Annotated in this window: 12 protein-coding genes and 1 pseudogene; 7 read left to right on the top strand and 6 right to left on the bottom strand. The window is 70.2% G+C overall.

Features of this window, described 5'->3' with window-relative positions:
- Both ACFDR9_RS05460 and ACFDR9_RS05455 read left to right on the top strand, forming a co-directional pair.
- On the top strand, positions 1-3,345 hold the full coding sequence (locus ACFDR9_RS05460; RefSeq protein WP_409030326.1) for an MHYT domain-containing protein: 3,345 nt from the start codon (positions 1-3) through the stop codon (positions 3,343-3,345).
- Positions 3,342-4,337, top strand: coding sequence for a two-component system response regulator (locus ACFDR9_RS05455; RefSeq protein ID WP_409030325.1), 996 nt, complete (start codon positions 3,342-3,344; stop codon positions 4,335-4,337). Before ACFDR9_RS05460 ends, ACFDR9_RS05455 begins: the two co-directional genes overlap by 4 nt.
- 342 nt (positions 4,338-4,679) lie before the next feature.
- Here the strand turns inward: ACFDR9_RS05455 and ACFDR9_RS05450 are convergent, their stop codons facing one another.
- Positions 4,680-6,998: an NADP-dependent malic enzyme gene (locus ACFDR9_RS05450; RefSeq protein WP_409030324.1), complete on the bottom strand. Its 2,319-nt coding sequence runs from the start codon at positions 6,996-6,998 to the stop codon at positions 4,680-4,682.
- Between the two features lie 307 nt (positions 6,999-7,305).
- Between ACFDR9_RS05450 and ACFDR9_RS05445 the strand changes: the two genes are divergently transcribed.
- On the top strand, positions 7,306-8,022 hold the full coding sequence (locus ACFDR9_RS05445; RefSeq protein WP_409030323.1) for a hypothetical protein: 717 nt from the start codon (positions 7,306-7,308) through the stop codon (positions 8,020-8,022).
- A gap of 9 nt (positions 8,023-8,031) precedes the next feature.
- Here the strand turns inward: ACFDR9_RS05445 and ACFDR9_RS05440 are convergent, their stop codons facing one another.
- Both ACFDR9_RS05440 and ACFDR9_RS05435 read right to left on the bottom strand, forming a co-directional pair.
- Positions 8,032-8,319: a DUF1330 domain-containing protein gene (locus tag ACFDR9_RS05440; RefSeq protein WP_409030322.1), complete on the bottom strand. Its 288-nt coding sequence runs from the start codon at positions 8,317-8,319 to the stop codon at positions 8,032-8,034.
- A 34-nt stretch (positions 8,320-8,353) separates the two neighbouring features.
- Positions 8,354-9,355, bottom strand: coding sequence for a hypothetical protein (locus ACFDR9_RS05435; RefSeq protein ID WP_409030321.1), 1,002 nt, complete (start codon positions 9,353-9,355; stop codon positions 8,354-8,356).
- A gap of 101 nt (positions 9,356-9,456) precedes the next feature.
- Here ACFDR9_RS05435 and ACFDR9_RS05430 point away from each other — a divergent pair, with 101 nt between their 5' ends.
- Together ACFDR9_RS05430 and thiL are read left to right on the top strand one after the other, a co-directional pair.
- Complete coding sequence (locus ACFDR9_RS05430) at positions 9,457-10,341, top strand: LysR substrate-binding domain-containing protein (RefSeq protein ID WP_409030320.1); 885 nt, start codon at positions 9,457-9,459, stop codon at positions 10,339-10,341.
- A gap of 51 nt (positions 10,342-10,392) precedes the next feature.
- A complete protein-coding gene (gene thiL, locus ACFDR9_RS05425) occupies positions 10,393-11,358 on the top strand; it encodes a thiamine-phosphate kinase (protein WP_409030319.1) in 966 nt (321 codons plus the stop codon).
- 94 nt (positions 11,359-11,452) lie between these two features.
- Here thiL and ACFDR9_RS05420 read toward each other — a convergent pair whose 3' ends face one another.
- Genes ACFDR9_RS05420 through ACFDR9_RS05410 form a run of 3 tightly spaced genes read right to left on the bottom strand, consistent with a single transcriptional unit; the run spans position 11,453 to position 16,274 of the window.
- Positions 11,453-14,011, bottom strand: a complete 2,559-nt coding sequence (locus tag ACFDR9_RS05420) for an EAL domain-containing protein (RefSeq protein WP_409030318.1) — start codon at positions 14,009-14,011, stop codon at positions 11,453-11,455.
- The gene (locus ACFDR9_RS05415; RefSeq protein ID WP_409030317.1) at positions 14,008-16,017 is read right to left on the bottom strand and encodes an ATP-binding protein; all 2,010 of its coding nucleotides are present in this window, start codon (positions 16,015-16,017) and stop codon (positions 14,008-14,010) included. The genes ACFDR9_RS05420 and ACFDR9_RS05415 overlap by 4 nt, the downstream gene beginning before the upstream one ends.
- Positions 16,014-16,274: a hypothetical protein gene (locus ACFDR9_RS05410; RefSeq protein WP_409030316.1), complete on the bottom strand. Its 261-nt coding sequence runs from the start codon at positions 16,272-16,274 to the stop codon at positions 16,014-16,016. The genes ACFDR9_RS05415 and ACFDR9_RS05410 overlap by 4 nt, the downstream gene beginning before the upstream one ends.
- 344 nt (positions 16,275-16,618) lie before the next feature.
- Here ACFDR9_RS05410 and ACFDR9_RS05405 point away from each other — a divergent pair, with 344 nt between their 5' ends.
- Complete coding sequence (locus ACFDR9_RS05405; RefSeq protein WP_026133063.1) at positions 16,619-17,101, top strand: CinA family protein; 483 nt, start codon at positions 16,619-16,621, stop codon at positions 17,099-17,101.
- 102 nt (positions 17,102-17,203) lie between these two features.
- Positions 17,204-17,833: pseudogene (locus ACFDR9_RS05400) on the top strand (SDR family oxidoreductase); the annotation flags it as partial.
- Positions 17,834-17,854 lie beyond the last annotated feature (21 nt).

The following is a 17,854-nucleotide window of genomic DNA, read 5'->3' as shown; positions in this document are numbered from 1 at the left end:
ATGTTCCTACCCACGCTGCTGCAATTGTTCTCGCCGCCGGCCGATCCGAGCCTGCTCAACTACGGCCGCTTCGATCCGGCCCTGGTCGCGCTGTCGGTGCTGGTGGCCATCTTTTCCTCCTGGATGGGGCTGCAGATCGCCGGCCGCGGCACGGCCCATCCCAGCCGCGCCCTGCGCAGCATCGCCCTGCTGACCGGCAGCCTGGCGCTGGGCTGCGGCGTCTGGGCCATGCACTTCATCGGCATGCTCGCCTTCAGCCTGTGCACCCGCGTCGACTACGACCCGACGCTGACGATCCTGTCGATCCTGCCCAGCCTGGCCGCCTCCGGCGTCGCGCTGTCGATCCTGAACCGGCGCACGCTCAGCGCCGGCGCGTTGCTGGCCGGTGGCGTGCTGACCGGCGCCGGCATCGGCGCGATGCACTACACCGGCATGGCGGCGATGAACATGAGCCTGGCGTTGCGCTACGACCCGTTCATGTTCGGCCTGTCGATCGTCGTGGCGGTGCTGCTGGCAACGCTGGCGCTGTGGGTGCGCTTCGGCCTGCGCGGCCTGCGCCAATACCTCGGCCGCGACGTGCGCCTGCTGCTGGCCGCCAGCGTGATGGGCTGCGCCATCGCCGGCATGCACTACACCGGCATGGCGGCGGCGCGCTTCGTCGGCACGCCGCCGCCGGGCAACGCCGTCGGCGCCAGCAGCGCCTTCGTGGCGCTGGCGGTGACGCTGATCACCGTCGCCTTCACCATCTTCGCCGCCTCGGCCAACGGCCTGCTGCGCTACCGTGAAATGTTCCGCCAGCTCAGCCAGAACGAAAGCTGGATGCGCGCGCTGCTCACCACCACCATCGACGGCGTCATCACCGTCGACCGCAGCGGCGCCATCCACGAATTCAACGCCTCGGCCGAGCGCATCTTCGGCTGGAAGCGCGCCGAGGTGCTGGGCCGTAACATCAGCGTGCTGATGGCCGACCCCGGCCGCTCCGAGCGCGAGGGCCTGCTCGGCTACCTGCGCAGCGGCGAGGGCGTGCTCGACGCCGAAATCTGCGGCCTGCGCAAGGACGGCTCCAGCGTGCCGCTGCGGCGCGCGCTGGGCCACGCGCGCCTGGCCGACAGCGAGCTGTTCGTGCTGTTCATCAGCGACATCAGCGAACGCCGCGCCATCGAGCTGGCGCTGCGCCACAGCGAGCAGCAATTCCGCTCGCTGATCGGCAACATCCCCGGCATCGCCTTCCGCTGCAGCAGCGCGCCGGGCCACCCGGCGCTGTTCCTCAGCGACGGCATCGAGCGCGTGGCCGGCTATGCGGCCGCCGACTTCCTCGGCCAGCCGCCGCTGCGCACCCTGAACGCGCTGATCCTGCCGGAGGACCGCGGCCGCGTCGCCGCCGCCGTCGCGCACAGCCAGGCCGCGGCGCAGCCCTACCTGGTCGAATACCGCCTGCGCCACGCCGACGGCACGCTGCGCTGGATGTGGGAACACGGCGCCGTCGGCCCCGACGCCAGCGGCCAGGGCCACTGGATCGACGGCGTCATCCTCGACATCAGCGAGCGCCAGCGCATGGAGCAGGACCTGCGCCGCGCCAAGGAAACCGCCGAGCAGGCCGCCGCCGCCCGCGCCAGCTTCGTCGCCAACATGAGCCATGAAATCCGCACGCCGATGAATTCCATCCTCGGCTTCACCGACGTGCTGCTCGACAGCGACCTCGACGCGCAGCAGCGCCACCACCTCGACACCGTGCGCCACGCCGGCCGCTCGCTGCTGCGCCTGCTCAACGAAATCCTCGACACGGCCAAGCTCGACAAGGGCGCGGTCGAACTCGAACTGGGCGACTACAACCTGCTGGCGCTGCTCGACGAACTCTCGTCGACCTACGGCGGCAACGCCCGCGGCAAGGGACTGACGGTCGACATCGCGCTGGCCGGCGACCTGCCGGCCGAGCTGTACGGCGACGAGCTGCGGCTGCGCCAGGTGCTCGGCAACCTGCTCGGCAACGCCGTCAAGTTCACCGCCGCCGGCGGCGTCACCGTGGCCGCGGCGACGCGCGAGGGCCAGTTGCACATCCAGGTCAGCGACACCGGCATCGGCATCCCGGCCGACCGCCTCGACGCCATTTTCGAGCCGTTCACCCAGGCCGACGCCTCGATGACGCGGCGCTACGGCGGCACCGGCCTGGGCACCACCATCAGCCGCCAGCTGGTGACGCTGATGGGCGGGCGCATCTGGGCCGAGAGCGGCCCCGGCCGCGGCGCCACCTTCCACGTGCTGCTGCCGCTGGTGCCGGGGCGGCGCGCGGCGCCGGCCGCCGGCGCGCGCGACGCGTTCGCGCTGCCGCCGCTGCGGGTGCTGGCGGCCGACGACGTGCCGCAAAACCTGGAACTGCTGGCGCTGCTACTGGGCAAGCGCGGCCACAGCGTGCGCAGCGCCGGCGACGGCCTCCAGGCGGCCCGGCTGGCGGCCGGGGAAGTGTTCGACGTGATCCTGATGGACGTGCAAATGCCGCTGATGGACGGCTTGGCGGCGACCCGCGAAATCCGCGCCGCGGCGCTGCGCGACGGCCGCCCGCGGGTACCGGTGGTGGCGATGACGGCCAGCGTGCTCGACGCCCACCGCAAGGCCAGCGCCGCCGCCGGCATGGACGGCTTCGCCTCCAAACCGGTCGACTGGACCACGCTGTCGCATGAAATCGCCCGCGTGCTGGGGCTGGAAAGCGGGCCGGCGGCGGGCGCGGCGGCGCCGGCCGGCCCCGGCCGGCGCGTACTCAACCGCAAGGCCGGCCTGCAGCGCTGGGCCGACAGCCCCGACGCCTACCTGGGCGCGCTGGCGCGCTTCGAGCGCGAGCACGGCGGCGCGGCCAACGCGCTGGCGGCGCACATCGAGGCCGGCCGCTACGCGCCGGCGCAGGCGCAGGCGCACAAGCTGCGCGGCATGGCCGCCAACCTCGGCATGGAGCAATTGGCCGCCACGCTGGGCCAGGTCGAACACCTGTGCCTGGCCGGCGGCGGCGACGATGCCGCCGCCCGCAGCGAAGTGCTGAGCCGCTTGGTGGCGCAGTGGCCGGCGGCGCTGCAGGCGATCCGCGCCGACGCGCCGGCGCCGCGCGCCGCCGCGGCCGCCGCGGCCGGCGCCTTCGACGCCGACGCGGCCCGGGCCGGCGCGGCGATGCTGCTACAATCGCTGCAACGGGGCGAACTCGACGACGCCGCGCTGGCGGCGCTGGCGGCCAGCCTGGGCGGGCGCGCGGCGGGTGAACTGGCGGCGCTGCAACTGGCCCTGGCCGACTTCGACTTCGCGCTGGCGCAAGGCGCCGTGCAAGGCATCCTTGGCATTCTCAATCCGGAACCGACATGAGCCATCCGCACGACAAACTGCCGCTGATCCTGGCCGTCGACGACGAGGCCAGCAACCTGCAACTGCTGCGCCAGATCCTGCAATCGGGCTACCGCCTGCTGTTCGCCAAGGACGGCGAGCGGGCGCTGGAGCTGGCGCGGCGCGAGCGTCCCGAGCTGGTCCTGCTCGACGTCATGATGCCCGGCATGAGCGGCTACGACGTCTGCCGCCAGCTCAAGGCCGACCCGGCCACCTGCGCCATCCCGGTGATTTTCGTCACCGCGCTGGGCGACCCGCGCGACGAGGTGATCGGCTTCGACGCCGGCGCCGTCGACTACATCACCAAGCCGGTCAGCCCGCCCATCGTGCGCGCGCGCGTGCGCACCCACCTGTCGCTGGTGCACGTCGACGAGCTCAAGCAATCGCGCCTGGCCATCGTCCAGCGCCTCGGCCTGGCGGCCGAATACAAGGACAACGAAACCGGCCTGCACGTGATCCGCATGAGCCACTACGCGCGCCTGCTGGGGGTGGCCGCCGGCATGGACCAGGACGAGGCCGACGACCTGTTGCACGCGGCGCCGATGCACGACGTCGGCAAGATCGGCATCCCCGACAGTATCCTGCAAAAGCCGGGCCGGCTCGACGCCGCCGAATGGACGGTGATGCAAACCCACGCCACCATCGGCGGCGACATCATCGGCGAGCACGCCGGCGGCATGCTGGCGCTGGCCCGCGTGATCGCCCTGACGCACCACGAGAAATGGGACGGCAGCGGTTATCCGAAGGGGTTGGCGGGCGAGGCGATTCCGCTGGCCGGGCGCATCGTCGCGATCGCCGACGTGTTCGACGCGCTGACGTCGGCGCGGCCGTACAAAGAAGCCTGGTCGGTCGAGGCGGCGGTGGACTTCCTGCTGGAGCAGCGCGGGCGCCACTTCGACGCCGCGCTGGTGGAGCTGTTTTTGGCGCAGCTGCCGGCCGTCGTCGCCATCAAGGAACGCTGGGCCGAGAAGTAGGCCGCTAACGCGCTTGTCGTGGATCGGCTTAGCCCCGCGCCGTGACACGACGCGGCAAACCCGGCTGGCGCCAACTGAAATGGTGAACTCCCGCACTGACAGCGCTGTTGCGTCGCACGATCAGCCGGAAATAAACAATGGGTTACTTCGTCATCGTTGACCGCTGGGAGGGCCGAGAGTTCCCTTGCATCTTAGGCGCTGGCGCGCGTTCGAACTTGACAATTGTCAACTCAAATGAAAAACCCCACGCCTGCACAACAATCGGCGTGGGGTTTGATGCGCGTCAACCACAAGCTTGACGGCGCCGGCTGCCGCGGCCCGGAAAAGGGCCGCGGCGCCGCTTTATGCCTTGCGCTGGGCCACCGCGTCGACCACGCACAGCGCCGTCATGTTGACGATGCGCCGCACCGTCGCCGACGGCGTCAGGATGTGCACCGCCTTGGCGCAGCCCAGCAGGATCGGGCCGACCGCGATGCCGTTGCCGGCCGCCGTCTTGAGCAGGTTGTAGGCGATGTTGGCGGCGTCGATGTTCGGCATCACCAACAGGTTGGCGTCGTTTTTCAAGTCCGAATGCGGCATGATCTTGTTGCGCAGCTTCGAGTCGAGCGCGGTGTCGCCGTGCATCTCGCCGTCCACTTCCAGTTCCGGCGCCTTCTCCTTGATGATGGCCAGCGCGGCGCGCATTTTCTGCGCCGAGGCGCTATTGCTCGAACCGAAGTTCGAATGCGACAGCAACGCCGCGCGCGGACTCAGGCCGAAGCGGCGCATCTCTTCGGCCGCCATGATGGCGATCTCGGCCAGTTGCTCGGCGTCCGGGTTCTCGTTGACGTGGGTGTCGACGATCACCAACTGGCGTTCCGGCAGGATCAGCACGTTCATCGCCGCGTAGACCTTGCTGCCGGCGCCCATGCCCAGCACCTGGTCGATATATTTCAGGTGCAGGTCGGTGGTGCCGAAGGTGCCGCAGATCATGCCGTCGGCGTCGCCCTTGTGGATCATCATCGCGCCGATCAGGCTGTGGCGGCGGCGCATTTCCAGCTTCGCGTATTCCTCGGTGACGCCCTTGCGGCTGCTCATCGCGTAGTAGGCCTGCCAGTAGTCGCGGTAGCGCTCGTCGTGGTCCGGGTTGATGACGTCGAAATGCTGGCCCTGCTTCAGGCGCAGGCCGAACTTCTCGATGCGCGACTCCAGCACGGCCGGGCGGCCGACCAGGATGGGCCGCGCCAGGCGCTCGTCGACCACCACTTGCACGGCGCGCAGCACGCGCTCCTCTTCGCCCTCGGCGTAGACGATGCGCTTGAGTTCGACCGGGGTGCTTTTCGCCACCTGGAACAGCGGCTTCATGAAGGTGCCGCTGCGGTAGACGAATTGCTGCAGGCTGTCGGCGTAGGCTTGCAGGTCCTTGATCGGGCGCGTCGCCACGCCGGATTCGAAGGCGGCCTTGGCCACCGCCGGCGCGATCTGGATCAGCAGGCGCGGGTCGAACGGCATCGGAATCAGGTATTCCGGGCCGAACGCCAGGTTGCTGATGCCGTAGGTGGTGGCGACGATGTCGGACTGCTCGGCGTGGGCCAGCTCGGCGATCGCGTGCACCACGGCGATTTCCATTTCACGCGTGATGGTGGTGGCGCCGCAGTCGAGCGCGCCGCGGAAGATGTACGGGAAGCACAGCACGTTGTTGACCTGGTTCGGATAGTCCGAACGGCCGGTGGCGATGATGGCGTCGCTGCGCACGGCCTTGACGTCTTCCGGCAGGATTTCCGGATTCGGGTTGGCCAGCGCCAGGATCAGCGGGTTCGGCGCCATCTGGCGCACCATGTCTTGTTTCAGCACGCCGCCGGCCGACAGGCCGAGGAAGATGTCGGCGCCGGCGATGACTTCGCCCAGGCTGCGCAGCGAGGTTTGCTGCGCGAAGCGCGCCTTGTCCGGGTCCATCAGTTCGACGCGGCCCTTGTAGACCACGCCGGCCAGGTCGGTGACGAAGATGTTTTCCAGCGGGAAGCCGAGGTCGACGATCAGGTCCAGGCAGGCCAGCGCGGCCGCGCCGGCGCCCGACACCACCAGCTTGCAGTGCTTGATGTCCTTGCCGACCGCGCGCAGGCCGTTCAGGATGGCGGCGCCGACGATGATGGCGGTGCCGTGCTGGTCGTCGTGGAAGACCGGAATCTTCATGCGCTCGCGCAACTGGCGTTCGATGTAGAAGCACTCCGGCGCCTTGATGTCTTCCAGGTTGATGCCGCCGAAGGTCGGCTCGAGCGAGGCGATGATGTCGACCAGCTTGTCCGGGTCCAGCTCATTGATCTCGATGTCGAACACGTCGATGCCGGCGAATTTCTTGAACAGCACGCCCTTGCCTTCCATCACGGGCTTGGCGGCGAGCGGGCCGATGTTGCCCAGGCCCAGCACGGCGGTGCCGTTGGTGATGACGGCGACCAGGTTGCCGCGCGCCGTGTATTTATAGGCGTTGGCGGGATCGATGACGATCTCTTCGCACGGCGCCGCCACACCCGGCGAGTAGGCCAGCGCCAGGTCGCGCTGGTTGGTCAGTTGTTTGGTGGGCGTGACGCTGATTTTGCCAGGTCTCGGGCACTCGTGGTATTCGAGCGCGGCAAGGCGCAGTTGTTGACGTAATTCCTCTTTTTGATCAGATGACGAATCCATTCTGTGCAGCCTTCCTATTTGTTCGATCGGAAAGCGTACGATTTTATCAGACGGATTCTTTCAATTAGCTAGGTATTTTCCCCAAGCGACAGTCCGTCATCACCAAAACGCATAATTTATTCCAAAAAACCGAAGGAAATTTCTATTAAGCCAATAAATCCGATCAGTTATAGCGATGGATGTGTGATGCGCATCAATGCCAAGCCTCCGTCCCGAGGGCGACGCGGCGTGGCAATCCCACTCGAAACTTGTAAATAAGTATTGCAAATGTTGCAATGTTAGGTGCCGCTTGCTATGCTGCCTGACCATGCCTACACCGACATTCACGCCCCGCCACCGCCCGCTGGCCGGCGCGGCGCTGACCCTCGCCATCCATCTGGCCTTGCTGTATGCGTGGACGCTGAGCCGGCCGACGCCGCCGCCGGCACAGCAGCCGGCCGAGCCCGGCAACCCCATCCAGTGGCTGCGCCTGGCGCCGCCAACGGCGGCGCCGGCATTGCCGGCATTGCCGGCCTTGCCCGCGCGTCGCGTCGCGGGGCGTCCACCGGCCCTGCCGCGCGCCGCCGCCGCGACGCTGCTGCCGGTGCCGCTTGCCGCCACCGCGCCCGCCGCCACGGTGCAAGCGGCCGTCGCCGAACGCGCCGCGCCGGCCCCGAGGATCGACGATATCTTGCAACAAGCCAAACGCGACGTCGGCGCCATCGACAGGCAATTGCGCAAGGCCGGCCCCGGCTTGCGCTTCAGCGCGCCGGCAAATACGCCGCAGACCCGCCTGGCCAAGGGTTTCGCCGACGCCGCCGACGCCGTGCCCAACCGCTGGTTCGAGGCGCCGAAAGTCCAGGAACTCATCGATCCCGCCGGCGAGAGACGGCGCCGCCACAAGGTGGTCGGCGCCGGCGGCACCTACTGCGTCACCTTCGACGGCGTCCAGACGCCGAACGGCAGGGACATCATCAAGAACGGCCTGCCGTCGAAAACCACCAACTGCCCGTCGCACGAGCAGGCGACCACCACCCAACCCTGAGGCGCAGGGCTAGACGCCGTCAACCAAGATCAAGTCGAAATGCGCGCCGCGCTGGCGCAATTGCCGCAGCGGCGCATGGGCCGGGTCGTCGTACCAGGCGCGCGCCTGCGCGGCGCCGGGGAAGGCGATCATCACGACCAAGCCGGGCAACAAGGGCGCGCCCTCCAGCGCCACGGCCGGCGCCCTCGTCAGCACCGTGCCGCCGTGCTTTTGTATCAGCGCCGGCATGTTTTCGCCGTACTCTTTTTGCCAATCCGTGTTGTGGATGGTGATCGAACCGATGGCGTATGCGGTCATGTCCTTGCTCCTGTGGTGGTGGCGGATGAAAGGCTTAGTCGGCCGGCAGCGCGCGCGACTGCACGTTGAAGGGCACGTCGGGCGGCGGCGCCGCGTCCTTGTGGCGCAACAGCAGCGCGAATTTCGATTCGACAAAATAGACGCGCCCGTCCACCACCGCGCCAGAGGACGGCTCGTTGAGGCCGGCGACGATGGTTTGCAGCGTGGCGCCGCGGCCCGCCAGCCGCGCCAGCGTGATCTGGCCGCCATAGGCGCCGTCGCCGCCAAAGGCGTTACTCTCGAAAATGACCAGGCGGTCGGGGCCGGCCAGCCGCAGCGCGTCGGCGTTCTTGAGCGCGCGCGGCAAGGCGATTTTTGCCGCCGGGCCGGCCGAGCCGTCGCCGTTGACGCCGACGCGCAACAGGTAGGGCACGGCCGCCACCGCGCTCAGGTAAATCTGGTCGCGGTCGATGGCGATGCCGTTGAGCGTATAGCCTTGCGCGCCGGCGGCGAAGGCGGCGTCCGCGGCCCAGCTCTGCAAGGCCGCGTCGCCGGAGCGCAGGCGCAGCACGCGCGGCTGCGCGGCGTCGGTCACGTACAGCGTGCCGGCGGCGTCCTGCGCCACGTCGTTGCACTGGCCGGGGCCGCCGCCCTCGCCCGGCGGCAAGGGATAACTGGCGCGCGGCGCGCCGCTGTCGAGGTCGTAGCTTTTGAGCGCGCTCGGCGTCAGCGGCACGCTGGTGAAACCGAACGCCGCCGAACACACCCACAGCAGCCGGCGGGCGGCGTCGACCAGCACGCCCTGGCCGTTCGCCAGGCCGTTGGAGGCCGGCGCCACGACAATGCCGGCGGCGCCGCCGGCGCTGCCCAGCCGCGCCACCGCGCCCTGGCGCCAACTGCTGACATACAGGGCGCCGTCGGCGCCCGCCGCCACGCTTTCCGGATACCAGTCGGGCGGCAACGCCCGCGTCGCCGCGGCCTCGGGCGCGGCCTGCGCCAGCGCGGCTAACGCCGCCAACACCAGCGCCCCGGCGCGCTTGATCGTCACAATTCGCATTCCCGACTCCATTTGACTTTGCAATGGAGCCATTATTGTCGAAATAATCGATGCGATAAATACGCCAATTATTACGCCACTCGTAACTTATAATTATGAATATGAGCGATAAACTCCATAGCATGCGGGTCTTCGTGGCCGCCGCCAGCGCCGACAGCTTCGCCGCGGCGGCGCCCGCGCTGGGTATCTCCGCCGTGATGGTCGGCAAGCACGTGCGCGCGCTCGAACAGCAGCTGGGCGCCCGCCTGATCGAGCGCACCACCCGCCGCCAGGTGCTGACCGAAATCGGCGCGCTGTACCTGGAACGCTGCCGCGAGGTGCTGGCCAGCGTCGAGGCGGCCGACCACGTCGCCGAGACCGTGCGCGCCAGCCCCCAGGGCGTGCTGCGCGTCACCGCGCCGGTCGCCTACGGCAGCCACCGGCTGGTGCCGGTGATCGGCGCCTACGCCGCGCTGCACCCGCAGGTGCACATTGACCTGGCGCTGCACAACCGCGTGGTCGACATGGCCGAGGAGGGTTTCGACGTCGCCGTGCGCGCCGGCGCGCTGCGCGACGACGCCCTGGTCGCCCGGCCGCTGCGGCCCGAGCGCATGCACGCGGTGGCCAGCCCGGCTTATCTGGCGCGCCGCGGCGCGCCGCTGCACCCGTCCGACCTGGCGCAACACAACTGCCTGGCGTTCGCCGCCTGGGGGCCGGACCACGCTTGGCGCTTCGCGCGCGCCGGCGCCAGCGTGCACGCGCCGGTGCGCGGCGGCTTCGCCAGCAACACCGGCCAGGCGCTGGTGGCGGCGGCGCTGGCCGGCATGGGCGTGGCGGTGCAAACCGGGGCGCTGCTGGAACCGTTCATCGCGTCCGGCCAACTGGTCGAATTGCTGCCCGACTGGAACTTGCCGGAGCGCGCCATGCACATCGTGCGGCGCGCCGAAACCCGCCCCAGCGCCAAGGTGCGCAGCTTTGTCGACTTCGCGCTGGAGCGGCTCGGCTGAGCGGGAGCCCGGCAAAGGGGCACGTACGCCGCCATTCGGTACAATGGCGCCATGCTCTCCGAATTCGACCTCATCAAACAATATTTCGCGCGCCCGCGCGCCGGCCGCGCCACGCTCGGCATCGGCGACGACTGCGCGCTGCTGACCCCGGCGCCCGGCATGCAGACGGCGATTTCGTCCGACATGCTGGTCGAGGGCCGGCATTTCTTCGCCGGCGCCGACGCCCGCAAGCTGGGCCACAAGAGCCTGGCGGTGAACCTGTCCGACCTGGCGGCGATGGGCGCGCGCCCGGTCGCCTTCACGCTGGCGCTGGCGCTGCCGGCGGCAGAACGCGACTGGCTGGCCGGCTTTTCGGACGGCCTGTTCGCGCTGGCCGACGCCTTCGACTGCGAGCTGATCGGCGGCGACACCACCAAGGGCCCGCTGAACATCTGCATCACGGTGTTCGGCGAGCTGGCGCCCGGCGCGGCGCTGCGCCGCGCCGCCGCCCGCGCCGGCGACGACGTTTGGATCAGCGGCACGCTGGGCGACGCCCGCCTGGCGCTGGCCGGCTACCGCGCCGAGCTGGCGCTGGACGGCGCCGAGCTGGAGCGGGCGGCGGCGCGCATGCACGCGCCGACGCCGCGGGTGGCGCTGGGGCTGGCGCTGGCGCGCTCGGGCCTGGCGCACGCGGCGATTGATATCTCGGACGGCCTGGTCGGCGACCTCGGCCACATTCTGGCCGCGTCGCGGGTCGGCGCCACGCTCGACGTCGACGCGCTGCCGGCCGGGCCGGTGCTGGCGCGCCAGACGCAGGCGCTGCGGCGCAGCTTCACCGCCGCCGGCGGCGACGACTACGAGTTGTGCTTCACGGCGCCGGCGGCGGCGCGCGACGCGGTGCTGGCGTTGGCCGCCGGCGCCGCCACGCCGGTGGCCCGGGTCGGCGCCATCGACGCCGCGCCCGGCCTGCGCCTGGTCGACGGCGCCGGCCGCCCGCTCGACCTGCGGCTGCAGGGCTTCGACCACTTCAAGGCGTAGGCGGGCCGAAAAAAACCGCCGGCGTAAGCCCGGGCTCGGACCTGAAGGTCCGAGCCCGGCTCTTTGCCGCCGGTTTTTTGCTTGTTCGCGGCGCTCAGATGGCCGGGTCGGCCTGGGCGTCGCCGGGGCGCGCCGGCACCGCCTGGTTCACCAGCCAGTAGTGGTGGAAGGCCAGGCGTATGTTGTCGCGCAACTGGGTGTCGTCCCACGGCTTGGTGTAGAAGCGGTAGATCGCGCCGCGGTTGATCGAGTCCAGCACCGACTCCAGCCCGGTGTAGCCGGACAGGATGATGCGGATGGTCTCCGGGTACATTTCCTTGACCTTGCTGAGGAATTCGGTGCCGCTCATGACCGGCATGCGCTGGTCGCAGACGATCACGTGGACCTGGTGCAACGCCAGCATCTCGAAGCCCTCGGCCGGCGACGCCGCCGTCAGGATGTGGTAGCCGTCCGGCCGGAACAGCCGGTGCAGCGAGGACAGCACGTTGACGTCGTCGTCGACGATGAGCAGGGTCTGCGACGGCTGCGCCGCCTGGTCCGGCTCGCGCGGCAGGCCGGTGCCGGCCGCCACCAGCAGGCCCAGCTCGGCGGCCGGCAGCGGCCGGCTGAAGTAGTAGCCCTGGATTTCGTCGCAGCGGTTGCGCCGCAGGTATTCCAGCTGCGGGCGCGACTCGACGCCCTCGGCGATCACCCCCAGCTTCAGGCTGTGCGCCATGCTGATGATGGCCAGCGCGATGGCGGCGTCGTTCGGGTTGGTGGTGATGTTGCGCACGAAGGCGATGTCGATCTTCAGCTTGTCGATCGGGAAGCGCTGCAGGTAGGACAGGCTGGAATAGCCGGTGCCGAAGTCGTCGATGGCGATCTTCACGCCGATTTTCTTCAGGTTGCCCAGCACCACGATGGTGCGCTCGGCGTTGACCATCAGCGCCGACTCGGTCAGCTCGAGTTCGAGCAGCGCCGGGTTGACCTTGTGTCGCGCCAGCGCGGCGCGCACCCCGCCCTCCAGGTCGCCCTCGGCGAACTGCCGGCTCGACACGTTCACCGCCACGTGCACCGCGCCGACCGGGCCGGCGCACCACGCGGCGATCTGCCGGCAGGCCTCGTCGACGACCCAGGCGCCGGCGCGCACGATCAGGCCGGTGTCCTCCAGCAGCGGCACGAACTCGGCCGGCGCGACCAGGCCGTAGCCGGGCCGGCGCCAGCGCAGCAGCGCCTCGCCCCCGCTCAGGCGGCCGCGGCGCAGGTCGACCTTGGGCTGGTAGTACAGCACGAACTCGCCCTGGTCGAGGGCGCGCCGCAGCGCCAGCTCCAGGTCGAGCCGGGCCAGCACCTGGACGTTCATGCCGGCGGTGAAGAAGCGGTAGCCGTCGCGCCCGGCCTGCTTGGCGCGCGCCATCGCCGTGTTGGCGTACTTGATCAGCGGTTCCGGCTCGACCGCGTCGTCCGGGTACATGGCGATGCCGATGCTGGCCGTCAGCGCCGCCGCGTGGCCGCCCAGGTCGAACGGCGCGCGCAGCGCCTCGCGCACCTGGTTGGCGACGTTGACGGCGTCCTGCTGGTCGCGCGTCATCGTCAGGATCAGCGCGAACTCGTCGTTGCCCATGCGCCCGACCGTGTCGCGCAGGCGCACGCACTGCACCAGGCGGTTGCTGAACTGGCGCAGCAGCTCGTCGCCCAGCGCCGCGCCGAGCGAGTCGTTGACGTTCTTGAAGCGGTCCAGCGCGATGAACAGCACGACGATGCGCCAGGCCTTTTCGCGCGCCAGCCCGATCGCGTGTTCCAGGGTCTGGTAGAACAGCGTGCGGTTGGGCAGCCCGGTCAGGCTGTCGTAATGGGCCAAATGCTTCATGCGCTCCTGCGCGGCGCGGCGCTCGCTGATGTCGCGCGCCACCGCGATCAGCACCCGCCCCGGCTCCACCTGCTGCTGCCACTGCCAGTACAGTTCAACCGGCACCGGCACCGCGTCGTGGCGCTCCAGCTCGCACTCCACCAGCAGCGGCGCGCGCGCCGGGTCGCGCGGCGCGCCCGCCGGCGGCGCCGGCAGCAGCCGCGCCGGCGCCATCGCCAGCAGTTGCGCGCGGCTGTAGCCGAGCATGCGGCAGGCGCCCTCGTTGACGTCGAGCAGGGCGGCGCCGGCCGGGTCGACCAGGAAGATGGCGTCGGCGGTGGCGTCCATGGCGCTGCGAAAGCGCTGCAGCGAGGCGGTGCGTTCGAGCACGGTGCGCTCCAGGCGCGCGCTGTACTGGCGCGCTTCGCGGTGCAGCAGGCGCACCTCGAGCATGTTGTGGATGCGCGTGAGCACCTCGAGCGGGTCGAAGGGTTTGCTGACGAAGTCGCGCGCGCCGGCGTCGAGCGCGGCCAGCTTCTTCTCCGGGTCGGCCGTCACCACCAGCACCGGCAGGTAGGCGCCGGCCTCGATCGGCTTCAACGCCGCCATCACGTCGAAGCCGCTCATGCCCGGCATGTGCAGGTCGAGGATGATCAGGTCGTAGTCGTGCTCGGCGTGCAGCGCCGCCACCCGGCGCGGATCGGTGGTCGAGCTGACCGCCAGGTAGCCGGTGCTCCTCAGCAAATACTCGAGCAGCTCGACGTTGATGGCCTGGTCGTCGACGAGCAGGATTTTTGCGCCGTGGATGTCGGCTTGGGTGATCATGTCGGCCCGCCCTTTTCTGCGACGTGGGCCAGCGCGCTGTTGATGGCCTGGGTGAATTCGTCGATGTTGATGGGTTTCGTCAGGTAGTGGAAAAATCCCAGCGCCATGCCGCGCTCGACGTCGCGCGGCATGGCGTTGGCGGTCAGCGCGATGACCGGGATGTGCGCCGTCAGCGGGTCGCTGCGCAACAGCTTCATGGCGTCGATGCCGCTGACGCAGGGCAGGTTGATGTCCATCAGGATCAACTGCGGCTGGTGGGCGCGCGCCAGCTCGATGCCGAGGTGGCCGTCCGGCGCCGACAGCAGGCGCAGCTCGGGGCGGAAACGCACGATCTCCTCGACCAGGCGCAGGTTGGCCGGGTTGTCCTCGACGTACAGCAGCGTGACGGGCGCGCCCGGCGCCGCCAGCGCCGCCGCCTCCTCGGCCGGCACCGCCGGCGCCGCCAGCGCGGTCGGCTCGGTGGCGCGCAGCTCGACCCAGAACACGCTGCCGACGCCGATCTCGCTGCTGACGCCGATGCGCCCGTCCATCAGCTCGACCAGGCGCTTGGTGACCACCAGGCCGATGCCGGTGCCCTCCTCGGCGCCGGTTTCCTGGCCGAGCCGGTTGAACGGCTGGAACAGCCGCTCGAGCTGCCGCGGCGCCAGCCCGACGCCGCTGTCGCGCACCGACAGGCGCACCGCGCCGGCGCCGTCGGGCGCGCAGTCGACGACCACGCTGCCGGCCGGGCGGTTGTACTTGAGGGCGTTCGAGAGCAGGTTCAGCAGGATCTGCTTGAGGCGGGTGCGGTCGGCCTGCACGTTCAGCGCGCAGCCCTGCGGGAACAGCATGCGCACGCCGCGCTGCTGCGCCAGCGGCGCGACCATGCCGTGGCATTCGTCGAGGATGTCCTGCAGCGCCACCGGTTCGAGCGACAGGTCGAGCGTGCCCGATTCGACCTTGGCCAGGTCGAGGATCTCGTTGATCAGCGTCAGCAGGTGGCGCCCCGACTTCAGGATGTGGCTGGCGAACTCCTTCTTTTGCGCCAGCGTCGACGGCAAGCGCTCCGAGCTCAGGATCTGGGCGAAGCCGAGGATCGCGTTGAGCGGCGTGCGCAGCTCGTGGCTCATGGCCGACAGGAAGGCCGACTTGGCGTGGTTGGCGCTCTTGGCCTGCGCCACCGCCATGGCCAGCTCGCCGTTGCTGACCTCAAGCTGCGTGGTGCGCTCGTGCACGCGCCGCTCCAGGTCCAGGTTCAGGCGCATCACCTCGGCCTGCGCCAGGCTGCGCTGCTCGGCCTCGCGGGCGATCTCGCGGTTCGAGGTTTCCAGCGCGCGCGTGCGGTGCTCGGTCTCGGCGAGCATCTGGTTGAACGAGTCGACCAGCCGGGCCACCTCGTCGTCGCTGAACTTGCGCGCGCGGCGCGAATAATCGCCCGTCTCGACGACCTCGCGGGCGGCGTCGGCGATGTCGAGGATGGGCCGGGTGATGATGTAATCGAGCCGGCGCGTGACCAACCAAGCCAGCAGCAACGCCAGCACGGTGACGCCGGCGGCGATGCCGAGGTAGTCGCCGATGCGCCCGGCCAGCTGGTAGTCGGCGCGCAGATAGACCGTGCCGAGCAGCTCGCCGTTGTCGACGATGCGCTTGAACAGCAACAGGCGCTTGCCGTCGACGCGCACGCCGTCGCCCTCGGCGCGGGCCGGGAAGGCCTCGGCCTGGCCGGGCGCCAGGTAGCTGGCGAATAGCGCGCCGCCGGCGTTGTAGATGGCGCCGGCCTGCACGCCGGGACGGATGCGCAGCAGCGCCAGGTTCTCGCGCGCCAGGCGCCGGTCGTCGAAGGTCAGCGCCGCCGACGTCATGCGCCCCAGCAGCTCGGACTGGCTCGCCATGTCGGCCAGCACGGTGCGGTGGTAGGCGCGCAGGTCGTAGGCGATGATCGAGCCGATCGACACGAGCAACGCCACCAGCGTTGTCGACAGCACCACGGCGAGCAGCTTCAGGCGGATCGAGCGCAGCCGGATCACGGGGCCCCCCGCACGTTGTAGGCGGCCGACAGCGTGCGCGCGCTGATGCGCAGGCGCGCCGAGGCCAGCGGTTTCAGCGCCACCTCGACGCGCAGCTTCTGGTCGGCGACGACGAAGTTGATCATGCCGCCAAGCGCGCTGTCGGACCGGGCGAAGCTGCCCTCGGGCCATTCGACGAAGCCGGCGAATTGATACAGGTAGGCGGCCTTGACCTGGCGCTGCGCCCGCGCGGCGCCGGCGCGCGTCAGCGCCGCCATCGCGGGCGAGCGGACGCGCGCCAGCGGCGCGGCCCGGACAGGCGGTTCAGCAACATGGCGCTCCCCATCGCGGAGCGGTCGGTATCGTGTGTTGGCAAAATCGGTTCCCGAGCCGGCGCTGCCCCGGGTCGCGGGCGAGCCGCTCGCGCAGGCTCGCCAAGCCACGGCGGAGTGTGTTGAATGGACATTTTTAGCGTTCTGATTGGAAACAAGTGTACGCATTTTCAAGGTCGGCGGGTGAAATTTTTTGACATGTTGCAGGGCTGACCATGCCGCCGGCAGGCTAGAATCACGCCATGCCGGCGCCGCCGGCGCCGCCCTGTTCCATCCTCAAGGAGCCACACATGAGCAACGACATTCCCGACCTGGCGGCCCAGGTGGGCCGCGCGCTGCAAGCCCGGGGCCTGCTGCTGAGCACCGCCGAGTCCTGCACCGGCGGCGGCGTGGCGCAGGCGATCACCGAGGTGGCCGGCTCGACCGGCTGGTTCGACTGCGGCTTCGTGGTGTATTCGAACGCCTCGAAAACCGGGCTGCTGGACGTGCCGGCGGCGCTGATCGCGCAACTGGGCGCCGTCAGCGAGGAGGTCGCCGCGGCGATGGCCGGCGGCGCGCTGGCCAACAGCAACGCCCACGTCGCCGTCTCCACCACCGGCATCGCCGGCCCGGCCGGGGCGGTGCCGGGCAAGCCGGTCGGCACGGTCTGCTTCGGCTGGCGCATCGGCGAACGCAGCCACACCGAGCGGCTGGTCTTCGCCGGCGACCGCCAGGCGGTGCGCGAGCAGGCCGTGGCGCACGCGCTCAAGGGCCTGCTGCGCTTCGTCGGCTGAGGCGGCGCGAACTTTTCGGCCGGGGTTGGCATCGAACCTGCCTCGCCCCAGCGGAGACAGGCCCCATGCCCACGCCACAGCACGACAGCGCCGCCGCCCCGCTTGAAATGTGGGGCGGCCTGGAATGCGGCGCCGCGCCACTACCGGCCGTGGGCGCTGGTCAACACCAGCGGCTACGTCAAGGTCGACCAGGCCGAAACCGACGTCGCCCGCTGTTTCCGGGAAAACAGCGCCGGCGCGGCGGTGCTGGCGGCAGAGTGCCAGCGCCGCCAGGTGCGCCTGCTGACCTTTTCGAGCGACCTGGTGTCCGACGGCGGCAAACTGGCGCCCTACGTCGAAGCCGACGCGGTCGCGCCGCTCAACATCTACGGCAAAAGCAAGGCCGAGGCGGAACGGCGCGTGCTCGACGCCGCGCCGGCCGCGCTGGTGGTGCGCAGCAGCGCCTTTTTCGGGCCGTGGGACGACTGCCATTTCCTGGCGCGGGCGCTGGCGGCGCTCGAACGCGGCCAACCGTTCGCCGCCGCCGACGACCTGACGGTGTCGCCGACCTACGTGCCGGACCTGCTGCACGCCTGCCTTGACCTATTGATCGACGAGGAGAGCGGGATCTGGCATGTGACCCACGGCGCCCCCGTCACCTGGGCCGAGCTGCGGGCGGCCTCGCGCGCCGGCGTCGACAGCGCCCTGCTCGCCGCGCAGCGGCCGCGGCGAGCAGGGCGCGGCGCCGCAGCGGCGCTAGCGGCCGGTCGGGCC

The sequence above is a fragment of the Janthinobacterium sp. CG_23.3 genome (assembly GCF_046115965.1).
Lineage (GTDB): Bacteria > Pseudomonadota > Gammaproteobacteria > Burkholderiales > Burkholderiaceae_D > Janthinobacterium.
The sequence above is the reverse complement of the archived record's forward strand: the minus strand, read 5'-3'. Positions and strand labels throughout refer to the sequence as shown.